This window comes from Pseudomonas sp. R37(2017) (assembly GCF_002113375.1).
Taxonomy (GTDB): domain Bacteria; phylum Pseudomonadota; class Gammaproteobacteria; order Pseudomonadales; family Pseudomonadaceae; genus Aquipseudomonas.
Genome location: NZ_NEHO01000031.1, coordinates 1 through 19,946, shown reverse-complemented (window position 1 = coordinate 19,946; position 19,946 = coordinate 1). Strand labels below are relative to the sequence as shown.

Genomic DNA, 19,946 nt, shown 5'->3' with positions numbered 1-19,946 from the left:
GCGGATTTCCTCGAGCAATGGCTTGAGGTTGTTCGCTTCGTTCTTGGCGGGAATCAGTACGGATACAAAAATGTCTTGGCTCATGGAGTCACTCTCGCCCTTTTTGATTTTTTCGAGATCAGAGGCGAACGCTTCAAATCCGGTAGAACTGCCGATACCACTGCACAAACTCGCCGACACCGGTTTCCAGCGTCACCTGCGGGCTGAAGCCCACCCACTCGGCCAGTGCCGAAACATCGGCCCAGGTCTTGACCACATCACCGGCCTGCATCGGCATATAGTTGCGCCGGGCTTGCAGGCCAAGGGCGGACTCCAGGCAATCGACGAAATCCAGCAACGCCACCGGCTTGCCACGCCCGATGTTGAAGAGCCGGTTTACCCCGGTAGCCGGACCTTGTGGCACCGGAGGCTTTGGGCGCAGTCGGGCGATGCCTTCGACAATGTCGTCGACATAAGTGAAGTCCCGCGACATCTGGCCCTCGTTGTAAATATCGATGGGCAGGCCTTTGAGGATGGCGTCGGTAAACTTGAACAGCGCCATGTCCGGACGGCCCCATGGACCGTAGACGGTGAAAAAGCGCAGGCCACTGGCCTTCAGGCCATACAAGTGGCAGTAACTTTCGGCCAGCAGTTCATTGGCGCGTTTGCTGGCGGCATAGAGCGACACGGGATGTTCGACAGGGTCCTCGACACTGAACGGCATCTTGCTGTTGGTGCCGTACACCGAACTGCTCGAGGCGTAGATCAGATGCTCGGGGCGATAGTGCCGGCAGGCTTCCAGCACATTGAGGAAGCCGACCAGGTTCGATTGCCCATAGACATCCGGGTTGTCCAGCGAGTAACGCACCCCGGCCTGGGCAGCCAGGTGCACCACCTCGGTAAAACGGTGCTCCTGAAACAGGCTCATCAGGGCCGGTTTATCGACGATGTCCATTTTCTTGAAGCGAAAACCCGGCAACGTCTCCAGCACCTTGAGGCGGGCGTGCTTGAGATCCACGTCGTAGTAATCATTGAGATTGTCGATACCGACGACGTTCAGTCCCTCGCGGCACAGGCGCCGGACCGTATGAAAACCGATGAAACCGGCCGCACCGGTGACCAGGACCGTCATGGGACGCCTGCCGTCGACTGCGGCGCGATCGGCGCGAGACTACTAATCCAGACCCTCGTCAGCTTCATGTGTACTTCCTGCTTATGGCTTCATTCCACGCACGCTTGCGTGATGAAGCTTATAAAACAGAAACATTTCAGTTTCGATAACACCTCGCGTGTGTTCAGCAAAAATAAAATATTTGGCCGAAACAACCCCTGCTATCTGGCCGATCCGTCATGGGGTTTGTAAAAACGAAACAAACCGATATCCACTGTCCTGATGTATTCATTGGCCCAATCCGGCTTGACGGTACGGTCATGGAAATACAGCGCACCCTGCGTGCGATCCGGCAGTTCCTTGTTCAGGGCCTTGCGCGCGATCTCCTTGGCCATCGCGTAAGGCACCTCTTCCTGGACTGAATCGGATTTGCCGTCACACCACCAGGAGAACTGGCAACTCTTGGTTTCCGAACCCTGCTTGACCACTTTGCACACCGTGTCCGGAAAGCCCTCGTGGCCCAGTCGATTCATCACCACATTGGCCACCGCCTCCATGTCGGCGGCGTCCCTGCCCTTGGCTTCCCAGTAAATGGACCGGGCCAGACAGGTGATTGCATCGTCCAGCGGCGCGGCGCCCACCGGATCGACGGCCTGGACTTCGGAGGGGGTAATGGCTTCAGCCTTGGGTGCCGGTGCGGGGCTGTTGCTCTGGGCGGCCTTTTGTTCCAGCACCTGGGCCTTGTTCTCCGCCGACTCCTGTTTTTGTTGTTGGTCCGCAGCCAATACCGGGCCGGCAAGCAACGTGAAGGCGAGGCAGGTGACGATCCAGTCGGGGCGCATGATCGGGGTCACTCGGTGAGCGATTCGATTCAGTCTAGTAGTGAAATGATATCACCGGCTCCCACTACACTCTGGATAATTCCGTTGTCCTCGACGGGGCAACTTCGCGCATCATGGGCGCCATCTGCTCAAGGGGTATTTTCATGGGTTTCATCTCATCCGCAACGCGTCTGGCCGGTGTGTCACTGGGCCTGATGTTCGCCGCCAACGCCGTGGCGGCCGACGAAGCGCAATTGATCGAATCGATCAACACCTACCGCAGCCAACTGCAGCGCTGTGCCGGCCAGGTCTCATCGGAGCTTCCCCCGCTGTCGGCCGACCCGCGCCTGGTCCTCACCGCCCCGAGCATCGGCGATCTGCAGCAGGCCATGGCCACTGCGGGCTACCCGATGAAGAATGTGCAGGCCATCAGCCTGTCCGGGCCTCGTGATGCGGCGTCGGCGATGAAAGCGATTCAGGAGAGCTTCTGCCAGATCGTCCTCGACCCGCAATTCGTCGATGTCGGCGTCAGCCGCCAGGGCAATCAGTGGCGCATCGTCGTGGCGCGGCCACTGCTGAGTTCGCGCCTGGGCGACTGGCAGACCGAGGGCCAGAAGCTGCTCATCGAACTCAACGCCGCACGAGCCAAGCCGCGTCAATGCGGCGCCCAGTCTTTCAATGCGACCGCGCCGCTGGCCTGGAACGCCACCCTGGCCAGCGCCGCCGAAGGAAACTCGCGCTCCATGGCCAACAACAACTACTTCGACCACAAGGACCGCGATGGCCGCACCCCGGGCGACCGCGCGGAACTGGCCGGCTACGACTTCCAGCAGATCGGCGAAAACATCGCCGCCGGGCAGGACAGCGTACGCAAGGTGGTCGAAGGCTGGCTGTCCAGCCCCGGCCATTGCGCCAACCTGATGAACCCACAGTTCCGCGAACTGGGCGCGGCTTACGCGACCGATCCGAAGAGCGATGCGGGGATTTACTGGACGGCGATGTTCGGGGCGCAGTAAAGACAGGATTCTGAGTTTGTGCAGACGGGCCATCCAACGGTGGCACAAAAACCAGAGCTACCTGGTACCTGTAGGAGCGAGCATGCTCCGGGCGGCGTTCCGACGATGGACGACAACGTTAACGCGTACTGTCTGAATGAACACGTTGTCTGGTCGTTTTTCGCGAGCATGCTCGCTCCTGCAGAAGAGCAGGAGCAATGTTCTCCGTCCCTTGCCTCAGTGACTACTCATCCCAGCCGCGTGCATCAACATCCGCAACGCCCCCGCCACCACGCCCAACCCAACCACACTGCCCAGCCAGATCAGCACCAGCCATCCCAGGCGCTTGTACCAGGGCGTCGGTGCCTGTTCACCAGAATCAATGGTAGCCATCGCCAATCCTCACTTTGCCGCGGAATACGTAGTAGCTCCAGACCGTGTACATCAGGATGATCGGCAGGATGAACAGTGCGCCGATCAGGATGAACAACTGGCTGGTCGCCGGTGACGCCGCTGCCCACAGGCTGATCGACGGCGGCACGATGTTCGGCCAGATGCTGAACGCCAGACCGATGTAGCCCAGGAACACCAGCATCAGGGTGAAGGCGAAGGGCCAATGGGTGTGGCGTTGGCGCAGGGTCTTGAGCAAGCCGAACATCGCCAGCAAGGCCAACACCGCCAGGCCACCGAACACCGCCAAGTGTGCATGGGCGAACCAGCGCGTGGCGATTTCCGGATGCAGGATGGGCGTCCACACACAGATCACGCCAATCACCGCCAACAGCAGCCAGGCCAGGGGCCGGGTGAACAGGCGCATCCGCGATTCGAGCATGCCTTCGGTCTTGACCAGCAACCAGGTGCTGCCGAGCAGCGCATAAGCGACGATCAGACCGACACCGCAAAACAGCGGAAAGGGTGCCAGCCAGTCCAGCGAACCACCGGCGAACTGGCGGTCGACCACCGGGATACCGGCAATGTAAGTGCCGATCACCACGCCCTGGGAGAAGGTCGCCAGCAGCGACCCGCCGATGAACGCCATGTCCCAGACATGACGCTTTTCAGGGCTGGCCTTGAAACGGAACTCGAACGCCACACCGCGGAAGATCAGGCCGCACAGCATCAGGATCAGCGGCAGGTACAACGCTTCCAGAATCACCGAATAAGCCAGAGGGAACGCGCCATACAGCGCCGCGCCGCCCAGCACCAGCCAGGTTTCGTTGCCGTCCCAGACCGGTGCCACGGTGTTCATCATCACATCGCGTTCCTTCGCGTCCGGGATCAGCGGAAACAGAATGCCCAACCCCAGGTCGAAGCCGTCCATGATCACGTACATCATCACGCCGAAGGCGATGATCACGCCCCAGATCAGCGATAAGTCGATGCCTTGAATACCCATGATTCAACTCCCTTCCTTCAATTGACGCGGGCGTCGGTTTCGAGGATTTCAGCGTCGGCGGACAGCGGCCGGCGCGGTGTGATGACTTGGTCGGAATGCCCGTCGACGGAATGTCCGTGATGGGGCTGCGGCCCCTTGCCGACCAGTTTCATCATGTAGCCGATGCCCACCGTGAACACCGAGAAGTAGATGACCACGAACAGCGCCAGCGAGAGACTCAGTTGCGCGACACTGTGATTGGACGCGGCATCGGCGGTACGCAACAGGCCATACACCACCCACGGCTGACGCCCGACTTCGGTGGTGATCCACCCGGCCAGCATGGCGATCAGGCCACTCGGGCCCATCCACAGCATCAGGCGCAGGAACCAGCGATTGCGGTAGATGGCGCCGCTGCGCCGCAGGGCCAGACCGAGCACGCCGGCCAGCACCATCAACATGCCCAGCCCGGCCATGACGCGGAAACTCCAGAAGATCACCGTCGCATTGGGCCGGTCCTCTTTCGGGAAGCTCTTGAGCGCCGGGATCTGCTTGTCGAGGCTGTGGGTCAGGATCAGGCTGCCCAGGTACGGAATCTCGATGGCGTATCCGGTTTTCTCGGCCTGCATGTCGGGGATACCGAACAGCACCAATGGCGTGGCTTCGTTGCCTTTGTTTTCCCAGTGCCCTTCGATGGCCGCGATCTTCGCCGGTTGATGTTCCAGGGTGTTCAAGCCGTGGGCGTCGCCGACCACAGCCTGGATCGGGCAGACGATCAAGGCCATCCACAATGCCATCGACAGCATCTTGCGTACTTGCCGGGTGTCGTTGCCGCGCAGCAGGTGCCACGCCGCCGACGAGCCGACAAAGAACGCCGTGGCGACGAACGCGGCAATTGCCATGTGTGCCAGGCGGTACGGGAACGACGGGTTGAACACGATGGCCAGCCAGTCCAGCGGCATCACCCGACCGTCGACGATCTCGAAGCCCTGGGGCGTCTGCATCCAGCTGTTGGAGGCGAGAATCCAGAAGGTCGAGATCAGGGTGCCGATGGCGACCATCACCGTCGAAAAGAAGTGCAAGCCGCGCCCTACCCGGTTCCAGCCGAACAGCATGACCCCGAGGAAACCGGCCTCGAGGAAGAACGCCGTAAGCACTTCATAGGTCAGCAGCGGCCCGGTGATGCTGCCGGCGAAATCGGAGAAACGGCTCCAGTTGGTGCCGAACTCATAGGCCATGACCAGCCCCGAGACCACGCCCATGCCGAAGTTGACGGCGAAGATCTTCGACCAGAAATGGTAGAGGTCGCGGTAGGTGTCGTTGTGGGTCTTCAGCCAAAGCCCTTCGAGCACCGCCAGGAAACTGGCCAGCCCGATGGTGATGGCGGGAAAGATGATGTGGAACGAAACCGTGAACGCGAATTGAATGCGCGCCAGGTCCAGTGCCTCCAGGTTAAACATGTCGATATCCTCATCGCGGATTTAAAACTGTGGGAGCGAGCTTGCTCCGGGCGGCGATCCGACGATGAGGTCGGTACCTTCAACATCAAGGCGCCTGACACCCTGTAATCGCGAGCAAGCTCGCTCCCACAAAGTCTTGAGTGATCGGTGCTAGGCGGCGGAAGTCGAGATCAGGTTGCCGGCCTTCGCCTGCTCCAGCCGGATGGCGACGAACTTGGAAGTCGGGGTGAAGGTGCGGTCACCGTAACTTTCCAGCGGCACCAGCGGATTGGTCTCGGGGTAGTACGCCGCCGCCTGACCGGCCGGTATGTCGTAGGCGATCAGGGTAAAACCGCTGACCCGACGCTCGCGCTCGTCGTCCCACAGCGCCACCAGGTCGACCTTCTGCCCCGGTTCGAAACCCAGCCGGCGAATGTCCTGCTCGTTGGCGAACACCACGTCGCGCATCCCGTACACGCCGCGATAACGGTCATCCAGGCCGTACAGCGTGGTGTTGTACTGATCGTGGGAGCGCATGGTCTGCAGAATCAGGTGCGGCTTGACCCCCAGGTTGCGCACGCCTTCGCTGATCAGGTGCTCGGGCAGCACGCTCGGGGTGAACTGGGCTTTGCCGCTGGCGGTTTTCCAGATGCGCCTGGCCGCGTCATTGGGCATGTGGAAACCGCCCGGATGCAGCAAGCGCCGGTTGAAATCCTCGAAGCCGGGAATGGTGTCGGCAATCATGTCGCGGATGCGGCCATAGTCACCGATGGCCCAATTCCAGTCGATCGGGTGCTTGCCCAGTGTCGCGGCGGCGAGCCCGGCAATGATCGCCGGTTCCGACAGCAAGTGTTTCGACTTGGGTTTCAGCTGACCGTGGGAGATGTGGATCATGCTGAAGGTGTCTTCCACGGTGACGCCTTGCGGGCCTTCGGCCTGCATATCGATGTCGGTGCGGCCCAGGCACGGCAGGATCAGTGCTTCACGGCCGGTGACCAGATGGCTGCGGTTGAGCTTGGTGGCGATGTGCACGGTGAGCTCGCATTTGCGCAACGCAGCGTGGGTGCGCGGCGTGTCGGGGGTGGCCTGGGCGAAGTTGCCGCCCAGGGCGATGAACACTTTCGAACGCCCCTGCTCCATCGCGCTGATCGCCATGACGGTGTTGTGGCCATGCTCGCGGGGCGGCTTGAAAGAGAAGCGTTTTTCCAGGGCATTGAGCAAATCGGTGGGTGCCAGCTCGTTGATGCCCATGGTGCGGTCGCCCTGCACGTTACTGTGACCGCGAACCGGCGACAGACCCGCGCCCGGACGACCGACATTGCCACGCAACAGCATCAGGTTGATGACTTCCTGCAGTGTCGGCACCGAGTGCGTGTGCTGGGTCAGGCCCATCGCCCAGCACATGATCACGCGCTTGGCCCGGGCGTACATGCGTGCGGCGAGCTCGATGTCCGCCAGGGACATGCCTGACTGCTGCTCGATGTGCTGCCAACTGGTTGCGTCGACTTCACCCAGGTAGGCGCCCATGCCCGAGGTGTGTTCGGCGATGAACTCATGGTCGAACACCGGCTCGCCGCCGCTGACCTGCGCTTCGCGCTCCCACTGCAACAGGAACTTGACCATGCCGCGCATGACCGCCATGTCACCGCCCAGGGCCGGGCGGAAGTACGCGGTGTTGGTCGGTTCGGAGCCGTTCATCAACATTTCGATCGGGTGCTGTGGATGCTGGAAGCGTTCCAGCCCGCGCTCCTTGAGCGGGTTGATGCAGATCACCTGTGCCCCGCGCTTGACTGCTTCGCGCAACGGTTCGAGCATCCGCGGGTGATTGGTGCCGGGGTTCTGGCCGATGACGAAGATCGCATCGGCATGCTCCAGGTCGTCGAACACCACGGTGCCTTTGCCCACGCCAAGGCTTTCGATCATGCTCACCGCGCTGGCTTCGTGGCACATGTTCGAGCAGTCCGGAAAGTTGTTGGTGCCATAGGCCCGCACGAACAACTGATAGAGAAACGCCGCCTCGTTGCTGGCCCGGCCCGAAGTGTAGAACTCGGCCTGGTCCGGCGATTCCAGCGCATTGAGGTGCCGGGCCACCGTCGCGAACGCTTCCTCCCAGGTGGTTTCCACGTAGCGGTCGGTGGCCGCGTCATAGCGCATCGGGTGGGTCAGGCGGCCCTGGTACTCCAGCCAGTAATCGCTCTGCTCGGCCAGCGCCGAGACGCTGTATTTGTTGAAGAAGGCCGGGTCGACCAAACGGCCCGTGGCTTCCCAGTTAACGGCCTTTGCACCGTTTTCGCAGAACTTGACCATGCCGTTTTCCGGCGACTCGCCCCAGGCGCAACCGGGACAGTCGAACCCGCCGTTCTGGTTGGTCTTGAGCATGGCGCGAATGTTCTTCAGCGCGTTTTCACTGCCCAGCCAGTTTTTGGTCACAGCAATCAGCGCGCCCCAACCGGCGGCGGCACCTTTGTAGGGTTTGTAGCGGTCGACTTGAGACATGGTACTTCTCCGTGACAATGCACACAGGCTTCGACCTGATTCAGGTCATTGATCGTTTGACGGAGAAAGCATATGAACCGGGTTTGAATACTGTCTAATCGCTATTTACGACCACACTATCGAAACGCTCTATCACGGATTTTTTCTTTTAATTATCAATAGCTTAACAACTGTTAAGACCGCTTTTAAAACAAAAAAAGTTCATCATAGACCGGGTCGATCAACCGGTTATTAATAGTGATTGGACGCCCCTTGAAGTTGCTCTTAACCTGCGCTCAACAAGTCCGTTATCAGCACAATACCTGTAGGAGCGAGCACGCTCCGGGCGGCGTTCCGACGATGGACTCAAGAGCACCGCGTTCAGCCAGCCAGCACGCGTAATCGTTAACGACCATCGCGAGCGTGCTCGCTCCTACAAAAAAATCATTCAATACGTGCCAAGCGAGGGTGTCATGTCAGAACGAGTCTTGATCGATGGCTTCTCCCGGCACGTGGACTATCTGCGGATGTCGGTCACCGACCGCTGCGATTTCCGCTGCGTGTATTGCATGGCCGAGGACATGCAGTTCCTGCCGCGCCAACGGGTGCTGACCCTGGAAGAGATTTATCAACTGGCACAAAGCTTCGTGGCGCTGGGCACCCGCAAGATCCGCCTGACCGGGGGCGAGCCGCTGATCCGCCCAGGGGTGGTGCAACTGTGCGAGAAGATCGCCGCCCTGCCCGGCCTGCGCGAACTGTGCATGACCACCAACGGTTCGCAGCTGGCCAAACTGGCCAGGCCGTTGTTCGACGCGGGGGTCAAGCGCCTCAACATCAGCCTCGACTGCCTGGACCCGCAGCGCTTTCGCGAACTGACCCGCACCGGAGATCTGGCGCAGGTCATCAAGGGTATCGACGCTGCCAACCAGGCGGGATTTCGCAACACCAAGCTCAATTGCGTGGTGATGAAAGGCCGCAACGACCACGAGATCAACGATCTGGTGAGCTTTGCCATCGACCGTAACCTCGACATCTCCTTCATCGAGGAAATGCCGCTGGGCACCATCGATGAACACAGCCGCGCCGAATCGTTTTTCGCCAGCAGCCAGGTCCGCGAACGCATCGCCGAACGCTACACTTTGATTGATTCCGCCGAGTCGACCCAGGGTCCGTCGCGCTACTGGCGCTTGGCCGAGGCACCGCAGATTCGCCTGGGGTTCATCTCGCCCCACAGCCACAACTTTTGCGGCACCTGCAACCGGGTGCGACTGACCGTGGAAGGACGCCTGTTGCTGTGCCTGGGCAATGAGCACTCGGTGGATCTCAAGGCTGTCCTGCGCAGCCACCCCGGACAACCCGAGCGCCTGGAAAATGCCATTATCGAGGCGATGAAACTCAAGCCTTATCGACACAACTTCGAAGTGAACGACGATGTCCAGGTCATTCGCTTCATGAACATGACGGGCGGCTGAACCCCATGATCGTAAGACCCAAACCCAACCTGATCGGCGTCCTGACGTCCCTCAAGGGTTCGATCGCCAAGCGCATTGCCTGGCGCAGCCTGATGGTGACGCTGCTCGCCTCGGCCATCGTGCTCATCGAAACCTTGCACCCCAGTTACTTTTCCAAGGTCAGCGCCACGCCCTTCACGCTGCTGGGCCTGTCACTGTCGATCTTCATGAGCTTTCGCAACAACGCCTGTTATGACCGCTGGTATGAAGCGCGCAAGGCGTGGGGCGATGTGATCGTGGAAATCCGCTCGATGATTCGTGAAACCCTGGTGATCAAGGACGCGGCCGAGCGACATACGATCCTGAGCAACCTGTGCGGCTTTGCCCATGCCCTCAACGCGCGGTTGCGCCGGGAAAACGAACTGGCCACCAGCGGCGACTGGCTGCACCCGATGCCCAAGGGCAACTCCACGGACATCAGCGGACAGATCCTGATGCAGGTCGGCCAGCAGTGTTCGACACTCAACGAGTCCGGGGTGATCAACGACTGGCGCTACACGCTCATGGCCAACCACCTGACCGGCCTGACCCACGCCCAGGCGGTCTGTGAACGGATCAAGAACACTCCGCTACCGTTTCCCTACACCCTGCTGCTGCACCGCACCATCTACCTGTTCTGCATCCTCCTGCCGTTCGCCATGGCCGAACCCCTGGGTTGGTTGACGCCGATTTTCACTGCGATTGTCAGCTACACCTTTTTTGGCCTGGACGCGATCGCCGACGAACTGGAAGACCCCTTCGGCCGCGACGAAAACGACCTGCCCACCGACGCCATCGTGCGCAACATCGAACGTGACGTGCTGGCCGCACTGGGCGTGACCGAGTTACCGCCACAACTGGAGCCAGTGGATTTTGTGTTGAACTGACGCTCAACAAACACGCAAAAACCTGTAGGAGCGAGCATGCTCGCGATGGCGGTCTGACTGCCAACATCTCTGCTGAATGTGCCGGCCTCTTCGCGGGCAAGCCCGCTCCCACAGGGATTGTGGCTGGCCGCAAGGTTGGCGTTCACTGAAGACCAAAACTGTAGGAGCGAGCATGCTCGCGATGGCGGTGGGTCAGTCAACATCTCTGTTGAATGTGCCGGCCTCTTCGCGGGCAAGCCCGCTCCCACAGGGATTGTGGCTGGCTGCAAGGTTGGCGTTCGCTGAAGACCAAAACTGTAGGAGCGAGCATGCTCGCGATGGCGGTGGGTCAGTCAACATCTCTGTTGAATGTACCGGCCTCTTCGCGAACAGGTTCGCTCCCACAGGGATTGTGGCTGGCTGCAAGGTTGGCGTTCGCTGAAGACCAAAACTGTAGGAGCGAGCATGCTCGCGATGGCGGTGGGTCAGTCAACATCTCTGTTGAATGTACCGGCCTCTTCGCGAACAGGTTCGCTCCCACAGGGATTGTGGCTGGCTGCAAGGTTGGCGTTCGCTGAAGACCAAAACTGTAGGAGCGAGCATGCTCGCGATGGCGGTGGGTCAGTCAACATCTCTGTTGAATGTACCGGCCTCTTCGCGAACAGGTTCGCTCCCACAGGGATTGTGGCTGGCTGCAAGGTTGGCGTTCGCTGAAGACCAAAACTGTAGGAGCGAGCATGCTCGCGATGGCGGTGGGTCAGTCAACATCTCTGTTGAATGTACCGGCCTCTTCGCGAACAGGTTCGCTCCTACAGGGATTGTGGCTGGCCGCAAGGTTGGCGTTCACTGAAGATCAAAACTGTAGGAGCGAGCATGCTCCGGGCGGCGTTCCGACGATGGCGGTCTGTCTGCCAACATCTCTGTTGAATGTACCGGCCTCTTCGCGGGCAAGCCCGCTCCCACAGGGATTGTGGCTGGCCGCAAGGTTGGCGTTCGCTGAAGACCAAAACTGTAGGAGCGAGCATGCTCCGGGCGGCGTTCCGACGATGGCGGTCTGTCTGCCAACATCTCTGTTGAATGTGCCGGCCTCTTCGCGGGCAAGCCCGCTCCCACAGGGATTGTGGCTGGCCGCAAGGTTGGCGTTCGCTGAAGACCAAAACTGTAGGAGCGAGCATGCTCCGGGCGGCGTTCCGACGATGGCGGTCTGTCTGCCAACATCTCTGTTGAATGTGCCGGCCTCTTCGCGGGCAAGCCCGCTCCCACAGGGATTGTGGCTGGCCGCAAGGTTGGCGTTCGCTGAAGACCAAAACTGTAGGAGCGAGCATGCTCCGGGCGGCGTTCCGACGATGGCGGTCTGCCTGCCAACATCTCTGCTGAATGTGCCGGCCTCTTCGCGAACAGGTTCGCTCCTACAGGGATTGTGAGGGCAGTTTCAGAACAGCTCGCTGAAGGGTATGAAGCGCGCCGTATCGCCCACGTTCAGCGTACAACCTTGCGGCACTTCCAACAGCCCATCGGCCCAGGATGCGCCCAGCAATACGCCCGAACTCTGGTTCGGATACAGCACTGCCAGACCGCCTTCGAGTTTCGCCCGCAGGTACTCGCGACGACTCCCGGGTTTGGGCCAGGCAAAGCCGACCCTGACCGGAAAACTCAACGGCTCGACGTCTTCGACACCCTGAATCCGTAACAGATAAACCCGCGCCAACAAACCGAATGTCACCAACGCCGATGTCGGATTACCCGGCAGGCCAATCACCGGCACGCGGCCGAAGTGGCCTACGGTCAATGGCTTGCCGGGTTTGATCGAGAGCTTCCACAGCAACGGCTTGCCGCATTCGCGCAACACCTGGCCGAGGCAGTCGGCGTCGCCGGCGGACACGCCGCCCGTACTGAGCATCAGGTCTGCCGTGTGTTGCAACTGTTCGAGTCTGAGCCGAGTCAGGCGTGGCTCGTCGGGGAGAATGCCGGCATCGATGACCTCGCACCCCAACGCATCCAACCAATGGCTCAACAAGGTGCGGTTGCTGTTATAGATACTGCCGGGTTTGAGCGGTGTGCCCGGCTCGACCAGTTCATCGCCGGTGGACAGCAGCGCCACCCGTGGTCGCCGCACGACCTGCACATGGGTGCAACCCTGCGCCGCCGCAACCGCCAATTCGAATGGGCCGAGACGCTTGCCGGCGCGCAGCAGCACATCGCCGGCGCGGTTCTCCTGGCCTTGCGGGCGAATGTTGCTGCCCGTGCCCAGGGGCTGCTTGAAACGGATACGCCCGTCATCCAGCACCTCGGTGTTCTCCTGCATCTCCACGCAGTCGGCACCCGGCGGAATCGGCGCGCCGGTGAAGATGCGTGCGCAGGTTCCCGGTGCCAGGGCTTCGGGGGCATGCCCGGCAAACACCTGCTGCGACACGGTCAATGGCTCACCGTCCCAGTCCTCGACATTCAGGGCATAGCCGTCCATGGCGCTGTTCGGCCACGGCGGCAAATCGAGGCTTGCCACCAGGTCATTGGCCAACACCCGTTGCCTGGCGGCACTGAGCGGCAGCGCTTCGCTGTCTTCAATCCACTGCGCCTCGGCCATCGTCAGCAACCGGTCGATGGCTTGCTCCACCGACATCAGCGGTGAAGTGCTCATCCCCGTGTCCCGCAGGCTTGCACAGGCTTGAGGTGCGCAACGAAATTGCAGGGCCGGTGACGCGCGTCGAGTTGCTCGGCGAGGATGCCTTCCCAGGCAGTGCGGCAGGCGCCCGTGGAGCCCGGCAGGCAGCAGACCAGCGTGCCATTGGCCAGCCCGGCCAGTGCGCGGCTCTGCACCGTCGAGGTACCGATGTCGAGGATCGAGATTGCCCGGAACAGCTCACCGAAACCTTCAATCTGTTTATCCAGCAAACAGGCCACGGCCTCGGGTGTGCTGTCGCGGCCAGTGAACCCGGTGCCACCCGTGATCAGCACCACCTGGATGCCGTCATCGGCAATCCAGTTCGCCACCTGCGCGCGGATCTTGTACAGATCGTCCTTGAGCAGGTTGCGTTCGCTGAGGGTATGGCCGGCTTCCAGCAAACGACTGACGAGCAGTTGGCCGGAGGTGTCATTGGCGTATTCACGAGTATCACTGACGGTCAGCACGGCAATATTCAAAGGTATAAACAAGGCATCCGGTTTGACGCTCATGGAATTCTCCGGCAAACAAGAGTTAAACAACTTCCGGAGACTAATTCGATCAATCAATCTATGTCTAATCACTCTAACCAACCAGACTATCGAGCCAGTCTATCGATATAAAAAGCCAGAATATCCATCGTTGATAGAGCGCCTCGATAACCTCTTAAACACCAGTGATTGGACGCCCGCCAAAGACAGTGAGATCGTTCACGCCTCACGTTTTCCGCCTCGCCTTGTGTCTTGCGCACCTGAGTCAATACTTACCCCTCACTCCCCCCGTCAGCAGGTGCCGTCATGGACATCAAACAACTCAAGTTCCTGATTGCCCTGGAGCAGACCCGCCACTTCGGCCAGGCGGCCGCGCGCTGCCACATCACCCAGCCCACGCTGTCGATGCGCCTGCGCAACCTGGAGGATGAACTGGACCTGGTGCTGGTCACCCGGGGCCAGCGCTTCGAGGGGTTTACCGAGGCCGGCGAACGTGTACTGGCGTGGGCCAGGACCCTGCTGGCCGCCCACGACGGGCTCTTCGCCGAAGCCGCCGCGTGCCGGGGCCAACTCGTGGGTAACCTGCGCCTGGGGCTGGTGCCGCTCAGCAGCTTCAACCCAGTCACCTACATTCAGGGGCTGTCCCGCAGCTTTCCGGAGCTCAAGTACAGCCTGTCGTCCTTGAGTTCCGATCAGATCATCGAGGGCCTCGGCAACAATCAGCTGGACCTGGGCGTGTGCTACCTCGATCACGTCAACCCGAGCTATTTCGAGTTTTTCCAGATTGGCGAGACCCGCGTCGGCCTGCTGTACGATACCCGCCACTTCCATTTCGACGGCACGCAAATGAGCTGGGAGGACGCCGCCGACCTGCCGCTGGGGATGCTCAGCAACGGCATGCACTACCGTAAATCCATCGACCTGAGCTTTCGCAGTCGCGGGCTGGACCCGCAGCCGATCCTGGAAAGCGATTCAACCTACCAGTTGCTGCAGGCAATCCACGAAGGCTTCTGTTGCGCGATCATGCCGCTGGACAGCGGCCTGGAAGAGCCCATCGAACATCTGTCCTTCATCGAGTTGCCGGATGCCAGCGTGCTTGCGCCCCTGGGCCTGGTGATGCGCAAGACCGAGCCGCGCTCGGCGATTGCCGAGAAATGTTTCGCCGAAGCACGAACATTGTTCAGCCGGATCGATTGATCGGGTTTCGATTTGAATAAAACCGAACCAGACATGTTCGGCCGGTTTGATAGACATCACCAATCGGTGTATCGGAACAAGCGATTGGACGCCTATGAAAGTTGCCCGTAGCCTGAACTTAATTCAGCGCTTCGAGGTTCTTTTCATGTTCTGCCAAGTTGAACAAACCGATAGTCGAAGCGACACTAACGCCCCCGCACCGAAACCCTTGAGTGTGAACTTTCGCGAATACGACAACAGCGCATCAGTCTGTCAGGCGGCGCTGGCCGCCGAGATCGCATTGGCAATCACCTACAACGGTCTGAGCCAGGCGGTGATGATGGTGTCGCCGGGTAACCTCGAAGACTTCATCCGCGGCTTCAGCGTCAGCAACGACATCGTTGCGCACCAGAACGAAATCCACGACCTGCGCCTGACCCACTTCGACCAGGCCGTTCAGGCAGACGTGCAGATCTCCAGCCGCGCATTCTGGGCACTGAAGAACCATCGTCGGCAAATGGCCGGCACCAGTGGCTGCGGGCTGTGCGGTGTGGAGGCGCTTGAGCAGGCCCTGCCGAAGCTGGAGATTCTCGATCCGGTTGCACTGCCGCCCGCCGAGCATTTCATCGACATCCGCAACCGCATCGAACAGGCACAACAGATGGCCCGCAGCAGCGGCGCGCTGCACGCGGCCCTGTATTTCGACAACCGGGGCAACGCATTGATCTGCCGCGAAGACATTGGCCGCCACAACGCACTGGACAAGTTGATCGGAGCCCTGCAATACGCCGGCATCGACAGCCGTTGCGGCTTTACCGTGGTCACCAGCCGTTGCAGCCTCGAGCTGATTCACAAGGCTGTCAGGGCCAGGCTCGGCACGCTGGTCAGCCTGTCGGCACCCACGGCCCTGACCGTGCAATGGGCAATCAGACATCGCCTCAACCTGATTCACGTCCCCCACCGCAACGCACCCCGCATTTACAGCCCGGCATGATGCCTTCACCTGATCATCGCGCTGGCCAGCGCAGGAACTTCTCATGACAGACCGTTCAGATACACCGTCCAATGGCCTGACCCACCTCGACAACCAGGGCCGCGCCAACATGGTCGATGTCAGCGCAAAACCCCCGACGCAACGTGAAGCCCAGGCACAGGCCTGGGTGCGGATGCGCCCGGAAACCCTCAAGCTGATTCAAAGCGACGGCCACCCCAAAGGCGATGTGTTTGCCGTGGCGCGGATCGCCGGGATCATGGCGGCGAAGAAAACCCATGAGCTGGTTCCGCTGTGTCACACCCTGCTGCTCAGTTCGATCCATGTCGAACTCAAGGCCTGCACACCGGACAGCGTGAAAATCCTCGGCACCTGCCGCGTCGAAGGCCAGACCGGGGTCGAGCTCGAAGCCCTCACCGCCGTCAGTGTGGCGGCGTTGACCCTCTACGACATGTGCAAGGCAGTGGACCGAGGCATGGTCATCGATGACATCCGCCTGCTCAGTAAACAAGGTGGCCGCTCCGGTCATTTCAAGTTCGAGGACGCATAATGATCCTGATCAACTACTTCGCCCGCTACCGCGAGCAGCTCAACCTGGGCGGCGAAAAACTGCCCCTGACCGACAGCCTCAAGACCATCGAAGACGTGCGCCGATTGCTGATGGCCCGTGGTGAGGTGTGGAGCCATGTGCTCGGTGAAAACAACCTGATGTGTGCACTGAATCAGGAGCTGTGCCATCCAGACCGGGTGATCGAGGATTATGACGAGATCGCCTTTTTTCCACCGGTCACCGGGGGTTGAGCCATGACGGTTCGAATCCAGCACGAAGTATTCGACGTCGGCCAGTTGATCGACCGCCTGCACGCCAGCGATCCGGGGGTGGGGGCCGTGGTCAACTTCGTCGGCTACGTGCGCGACATCAATCAGGATGAAGCGGTCGCCGGGCTGTTCCTGGAGCACTACCCGGGCATGACCGAACGTTCGCTGCAAAGGATCATCGACAATGCCAAGGCCCGATGGCCACTGCGGGCCGTGGAGATCGTGCATCGGATCGGCCCGTTGGCCATCAGCGAACCGATCGTGTTTGTCGGTGTCGGCAGCCAGCATCGGCAAGCCGCTTTCCAGGCCTGTGAATTCATCATGGATTACCTGAAAACCGATGCACCATTCTGGAAACGCGAAGACGTGGCATCCGGTGCACGCTGGGTCGACGCCCGGGACAGCGACCGCTCAGCCATCGCGCGCTGGGCAGAGGCGCAGCATCAAGCGACTATCCAGCGCGCACCGGCGTAGATCGAGGTGTTGAACGGACTCGGTGTGCATCCGATGTCCTGAATCAAACATTTACACGCGCCACAATCCTCCCTAGTATCCAGCCATCCCCGGATGGCTTGCCTTGGCCGCCACCGACGATTTGCACCCCCCGGAAACCTGCGCCATGCGTACTTTGCCGTCAGAACAGCAGCTGCTGAACATTTCGATCCGGGCCACCTCGCGGCTGGCCGTGGACGGCATTGCATGAAGCGCATCGTCAACCTGCCCATGGCCCTGCGCCGCTCCAAACTGCGTCACTCCTCACGTCCGCCGGATAGCGCCCTGCTCGCCTGATCGGCGAGCCCCCTCCTTCGCTATCCCTGCGTTAGCTCAGCGTATGCAATCCCTGTAGGAGCGAGCCTGCTCGCGATGGCGGAGTGTCATTCACCGTTGATGTCGAATGACACTCCGCATTCGCGAGCCTGCTCGCTCCTACAGGTTGCGCACTTCGACTGACTGGCATTGGTTTCCCCCGAATTTGCCTGGACACCGACATGACCCAACGTTGCAACTCCTATTACACCGCCACCCTCAACCAGGACACCGAGTACCCCACGCTGCAAGGCCGACACCGGGTTGACGTGGTGATCATCGGCGGCGGATTCACCGGCGTGGCCACCGCTGTCGAGCTGGCGGAAAAAGGCCTGAAGGTCGCCATCGTCGAAAGCCACAAGATCGGCTGGGGCGCCACCGGACGCAACGGCGGCCAGGTCACCGGCAGCCTGTCGGGCGATGAAGCGATGCGCAAACAGATGCGCCGCACCCTCGGTGATGACGTCGACGATTTCATCTGGAACCTGCGCTGGCGCGGGCACCAGATCATCAAGCAACGCGTGGAAAAGTACGGCATCGCCTGCGACCTCAAGCACGGCCACCTGCACGCCGCGTACAAGCCCGCGCACATGGACGGGTTGCGCAAGGATTACAACGAGGCGGTGCACAGAGGCATGGGCGATGAAGTCAGCCTGCTCGACCGCAGCCAGGTACGCGACCTGCTGCAAAGCGACCTCTACCACGGTGCGATCAAGAACACCCGCAACATGCACCTGCACCCGCTGAACCTGTGCATCGGTGAGGCCCGCGCAGCCGAAAGCCTGGGCGCACTGATCTTCGAAAACAGCGAAGTGCTGGAGATCATTCACGGCCCGACGCCAGGCGTACGCACCGCCCATGGGCACATCGACGCCAACCAGGTACTGCTGGCCGGCGACGTCTACCACAAGCTGGAACCGGGCAAGCTCAAGGGCAAGATTTTCCCGGCCATGGGCGGCATAGTCACTACTGCGCCGCTGGGCGACCTGGCCAGACAGATCAACCCCGAAGACCTGGCGGTCTACGACTGCCGCTTCGTGCTCGATTACTACCGCCTCACGGCTGACGGTCGCCTGTTGTTCGGTGGCGGCGCCAACTACAGCGGCAAGGACTCACGGGACATCGCCGCCGAGCTGCGCCCGTGCATCGAGCAGACCTTCCCCGCGCTCAAAGGCGTGGCCATCGATTACCAGTGGAGCTGCGCGATGGGCATCGTGATCAACCGCATCCCGCAACTGGGCAAGCTGTCGGACAATGTCTGGTATTGCCAGGGCTACTCCGGCCACGGCATCGCCACCACCCACATCATGGGTGAAATCATGGGCCGGGCGATCACCGGGCAACTGCAGCAGTTCGACACCTTCGCCGCCTGCCAGCACATCCGCGTGCCCATGGGCGACCTGCTGGGCAACCCGATGCTGGCTGCGGGCATGTGGTACTACCAGATGCTTGAGCGGTTGCGCTGAGGCATTGGCTGCACATCCGGTATTTATGTTGATTGTGTAGCCCCCTTCGCGGGCAAGCCCGTTCCCACAGTGATCGATGTCGACCATAAATATCGAGGCCGGCCAACAATCCTGTGGGAGCGGGCTTGCCCGCGATGGCGGTGCGTCATTCAGCAGTGATGTCGGATGAAAGGACGCCGTGACCGCTGGCCGAAATCGGCGAACCGGCCAAGTATCATTTTTTTCGATCTTTCAAATCATTACGCCGAATTTTTTATTTTCTGGTGACCTGTTCAAGATGGCGCCGTCACTCATGTCTTGGAATGGAAACTTCATGAATATCAATTTTGCTTTTGCGTGCATGATCGTGGTCTCGTTCACGATCGCGCTGGTACACGCCTGACCGAGAGGTCGTTGGGTGCCAAGGGTCAAGAAGTGCAAGGACGCGGCGAAAGCCTGACAAATCAGGAATATGCTCTATAACCAGTGGTGACACGATTTCCGATCAGGGGAACTGGAGTTCCCCCGGAAGTCGATCTCTAAAAAAGCTGCGGACAAATGATTGCCCGCCTGGAGACACCACCCCCATGAAATCCCTGAAAATCGCTGCCAGCGAAGGCGCATCCGACTATTTCCTGAACGCCCGCGAGGTGGTGCCGCTCGCTCACACCGACTTCACCGACGTCGCCGTGGCCGTGGTATCGGTCAATGATGTGCTGGCCGGAGCCCTCGACGCCATTCAACGCACCGGTTTCGATGTGCCGATTTTCCTGGTGGCTTCCCCCGGCACCAGCACCCACCCGCGAGAAGTCTACAAACACCTCAATGACGTGCTGCTGCAGGTCAACGGCATCTTCGACCTGTCACCGAGCAACATCGAGTACCACGGCAACCAACTGGAAACCGCCGCCAAAGCCTACGAAGACAGCCTGCTGCCGCCGTTCTTCGACTCGCTCAAGCACTACACCGAATCCGCCAACGCGACCTTCGCCTGCCCCGGTCAC

At 60.6% G+C, this 19,946-nt stretch carries 19 protein-coding genes and 1 pseudogene; 11 read left to right on the top strand and 9 right to left on the bottom strand.

Annotated features, from left to right (window positions below):
• The 3 genes and pseudogenes from CAG47_RS29190 to CAG47_RS27115 form a co-directional block, all read right to left on the bottom strand.
• Window positions 1–180: pseudogene (locus tag CAG47_RS29190) on the bottom strand (glycosyltransferase); the annotation flags it as partial.
• Window positions 134–1,111: an NAD-dependent epimerase gene (locus tag CAG47_RS27120; protein WP_085729360.1), complete on the bottom strand. Its 978-nt coding sequence runs from the start codon at window positions 1,109–1,111 to the stop codon at window positions 134–136. The pseudogene CAG47_RS29190 and the gene CAG47_RS27120, both read right to left, overlap by 47 nt.
• A gap of 200 nt (window positions 1,112–1,311) precedes the next feature.
• On the bottom strand, window positions 1,312–1,932 hold the full coding sequence (locus CAG47_RS27115) for a cell wall hydrolase (protein ID WP_085729362.1): 621 nt from the start codon (window positions 1,930–1,932) through the stop codon (window positions 1,312–1,314).
• Window positions 1,933–2,075: 143 nt separating this feature from the next.
• Between CAG47_RS27115 and CAG47_RS27110 the strand changes: the two genes are divergently transcribed.
• Window positions 2,076–2,927: a CAP domain-containing protein gene (locus CAG47_RS27110; RefSeq protein ID WP_085729359.1), complete on the top strand. Its 852-nt coding sequence runs from the start codon at window positions 2,076–2,078 to the stop codon at window positions 2,925–2,927.
• A gap of 216 nt (window positions 2,928–3,143) precedes the next feature.
• Here CAG47_RS27110 and CAG47_RS27105 read toward each other — a convergent pair whose 3' ends face one another.
• From CAG47_RS27105 to CAG47_RS27090, 4 genes are all read right to left on the bottom strand, one after another.
• Window positions 3,144–3,299 (bottom strand): DUF2474 domain-containing protein, encoded by a 156-nt coding sequence (locus CAG47_RS27105; protein ID WP_085729358.1) that lies wholly within the window; start codon window positions 3,297–3,299, stop codon window positions 3,144–3,146.
• The gene (gene cydB / locus CAG47_RS27100; protein WP_085729357.1) at window positions 3,286–4,302 is read right to left on the bottom strand and encodes a cytochrome d ubiquinol oxidase subunit II; all 1,017 of its coding nucleotides are present in this window, start codon (window positions 4,300–4,302) and stop codon (window positions 3,286–3,288) included. The genes CAG47_RS27105 and cydB overlap by 14 nt, the downstream gene beginning before the upstream one ends.
• Before the next feature lie 17 nt (window positions 4,303–4,319).
• Window positions 4,320–5,741, bottom strand: coding sequence for a cytochrome ubiquinol oxidase subunit I (locus tag CAG47_RS27095; protein ID WP_085729356.1), 1,422 nt, complete (start codon window positions 5,739–5,741; stop codon window positions 4,320–4,322).
• Between the two features lie 150 nt (window positions 5,742–5,891).
• Window positions 5,892–8,216: an FdhF/YdeP family oxidoreductase gene (locus CAG47_RS27090; protein ID WP_085729355.1), complete on the bottom strand. Its 2,325-nt coding sequence runs from the start codon at window positions 8,214–8,216 to the stop codon at window positions 5,892–5,894.
• A 452-nt stretch (window positions 8,217–8,668) separates the two neighbouring features.
• Here CAG47_RS27090 and moaA point away from each other — a divergent pair, with 452 nt between their 5' ends.
• Both moaA and CAG47_RS27080 read left to right on the top strand, forming a co-directional pair.
• On the top strand, window positions 8,669–9,667 hold the full coding sequence (gene moaA, locus CAG47_RS27085; protein WP_085729354.1) for a GTP 3',8-cyclase MoaA: 999 nt from the start codon (window positions 8,669–8,671) through the stop codon (window positions 9,665–9,667).
• Window positions 9,668–9,672: 5 nt separating this feature from the next.
• Complete coding sequence (locus CAG47_RS27080) at window positions 9,673–10,572, top strand: bestrophin family protein (protein ID WP_085729353.1); 900 nt, start codon at window positions 9,673–9,675, stop codon at window positions 10,570–10,572.
• A 1,411-nt stretch (window positions 10,573–11,983) separates the two neighbouring features.
• Here the strand turns inward: CAG47_RS27080 and glp are convergent.
• Both glp and moaB read right to left on the bottom strand, forming a co-directional pair.
• On the bottom strand, window positions 11,984–13,189 hold the full coding sequence (gene glp / locus CAG47_RS27060; RefSeq protein ID WP_085729349.1) for a gephyrin-like molybdotransferase Glp: 1,206 nt from the start codon (window positions 13,187–13,189) through the stop codon (window positions 11,984–11,986).
• Window positions 13,186–13,725 (bottom strand): molybdenum cofactor biosynthesis protein B, encoded by a 540-nt coding sequence (gene moaB, locus CAG47_RS27055; RefSeq protein ID WP_085729348.1) that lies wholly within the window; start codon window positions 13,723–13,725, stop codon window positions 13,186–13,188. Before moaB ends, glp begins: the two co-directional genes overlap by 4 nt.
• 285 nt (window positions 13,726–14,010) lie before the next feature.
• Here moaB and CAG47_RS27050 point away from each other — a divergent pair, with 285 nt between their 5' ends.
• The 8 genes from CAG47_RS27050 to CAG47_RS27015 all read left to right on the top strand — a co-directional run.
• Window positions 14,011–14,901: a LysR family transcriptional regulator gene (locus tag CAG47_RS27050; RefSeq protein WP_085729347.1), complete on the top strand. Its 891-nt coding sequence runs from the start codon at window positions 14,011–14,013 to the stop codon at window positions 14,899–14,901.
• 145 nt (window positions 14,902–15,046) lie between these two features.
• Window positions 15,047–15,874, top strand: a complete 828-nt coding sequence (fdhD, locus tag CAG47_RS27045) for a formate dehydrogenase accessory sulfurtransferase FdhD (RefSeq protein WP_085729361.1) — start codon at window positions 15,047–15,049, stop codon at window positions 15,872–15,874.
• Window positions 15,875–15,917: 43 nt separating this feature from the next.
• The gene (gene moaC, locus CAG47_RS27040) at window positions 15,918–16,421 is read left to right on the top strand and encodes a cyclic pyranopterin monophosphate synthase MoaC (RefSeq protein WP_085729346.1); all 504 of its coding nucleotides are present in this window, start codon (window positions 15,918–15,920) and stop codon (window positions 16,419–16,421) included.
• Entirely contained in the window at window positions 16,421–16,672 is a 252-nt protein-coding gene (gene moaD / locus CAG47_RS27035) for a molybdopterin converting factor subunit 1 (RefSeq protein WP_085729345.1), read from the top strand. The genes moaC and moaD overlap by 1 nt, the downstream gene beginning before the upstream one ends.
• Before the next feature lie 3 nt (window positions 16,673–16,675).
• Complete coding sequence (gene moaE / locus CAG47_RS27030; protein WP_085729344.1) at window positions 16,676–17,164, top strand: molybdopterin synthase catalytic subunit MoaE; 489 nt, start codon at window positions 16,676–16,678, stop codon at window positions 17,162–17,164.
• A gap of 103 nt (window positions 17,165–17,267) precedes the next feature.
• On the top strand, window positions 17,268–17,393 hold the full coding sequence (locus CAG47_RS29185) for a hypothetical protein (RefSeq protein WP_256577570.1): 126 nt from the start codon (window positions 17,268–17,270) through the stop codon (window positions 17,391–17,393).
• Between the two features lie 286 nt (window positions 17,394–17,679).
• On the top strand, window positions 17,680–18,963 hold the full coding sequence (locus tag CAG47_RS27025; RefSeq protein ID WP_085729343.1) for an FAD-binding oxidoreductase: 1,284 nt from the start codon (window positions 17,680–17,682) through the stop codon (window positions 18,961–18,963).
• A 566-nt stretch (window positions 18,964–19,529) separates the two neighbouring features.
• Window positions 19,530–19,946, top strand: a 417-nt coding sequence (locus CAG47_RS27015) for an Orn/Lys/Arg decarboxylase N-terminal domain-containing protein (protein WP_305881842.1), incomplete at its 3' end; no start/stop codon positions are given.

Coding starts and splice junctions, on each gene's coding strand:
- CAG47_RS27090 (WP_085729355.1), bottom strand. CDS start 8,216: ATGTCTCAAGTCGACCGCTACAAACCCTACAAAGGTGCCGCCGCCGGT.
- CAG47_RS27115 (WP_085729362.1), bottom strand. CDS start 1,932: ATGCGCCCCGACTGGATCGTCACCTGCCTCGCCTTCACGTTGCTTGCC.
- cydB (WP_085729357.1), bottom strand. CDS start 4,302: ATGGGTATTCAAGGCATCGACTTATCGCTGATCTGGGGCGTGATCATC.
- CAG47_RS27050 (WP_085729347.1), top strand. CDS start 14,011: ATGGACATCAAACAACTCAAGTTCCTGATTGCCCTGGAGCAGACCCGC.
- CAG47_RS27080 (WP_085729353.1), top strand. CDS start 9,673: ATGATCGTAAGACCCAAACCCAACCTGATCGGCGTCCTGACGTCCCTC.
- CAG47_RS27110 (WP_085729359.1), top strand. CDS start 2,076: ATGGGTTTCATCTCATCCGCAACGCGTCTGGCCGGTGTGTCACTGGGC.
- CAG47_RS27095 (WP_085729356.1), bottom strand. CDS start 5,741: ATGTTTAACCTGGAGGCACTGGACCTGGCGCGCATTCAATTCGCGTTC.
- moaA (WP_085729354.1), top strand. CDS start 8,669: ATGTCAGAACGAGTCTTGATCGATGGCTTCTCCCGGCACGTGGACTAT.
- CAG47_RS27120 (WP_085729360.1), bottom strand. CDS start 1,111: ATGACGGTCCTGGTCACCGGTGCGGCCGGTTTCATCGGTTTTCATACG.
- glp (WP_085729349.1), bottom strand. CDS start 13,189: ATGAGCACTTCACCGCTGATGTCGGTGGAGCAAGCCATCGACCGGTTG.
- moaB (WP_085729348.1), bottom strand. CDS start 13,725: ATGAGCGTCAAACCGGATGCCTTGTTTATACCTTTGAATATTGCCGTG.
- CAG47_RS27025 (WP_085729343.1), top strand. CDS start 17,680: ATGACCCAACGTTGCAACTCCTATTACACCGCCACCCTCAACCAGGAC.
- CAG47_RS27105 (WP_085729358.1), bottom strand. CDS start 3,299: ATGGCTACCATTGATTCTGGTGAACAGGCACCGACGCCCTGGTACAAG.
- moaD (WP_085729345.1), top strand. CDS start 16,421: ATGATCCTGATCAACTACTTCGCCCGCTACCGCGAGCAGCTCAACCTG.
- fdhD (WP_085729361.1), top strand. CDS start 15,047: ATGTTCTGCCAAGTTGAACAAACCGATAGTCGAAGCGACACTAACGCC.
- moaE (WP_085729344.1), top strand. CDS start 16,676: ATGACGGTTCGAATCCAGCACGAAGTATTCGACGTCGGCCAGTTGATC.
- moaC (WP_085729346.1), top strand. CDS start 15,918: ATGACAGACCGTTCAGATACACCGTCCAATGGCCTGACCCACCTCGAC.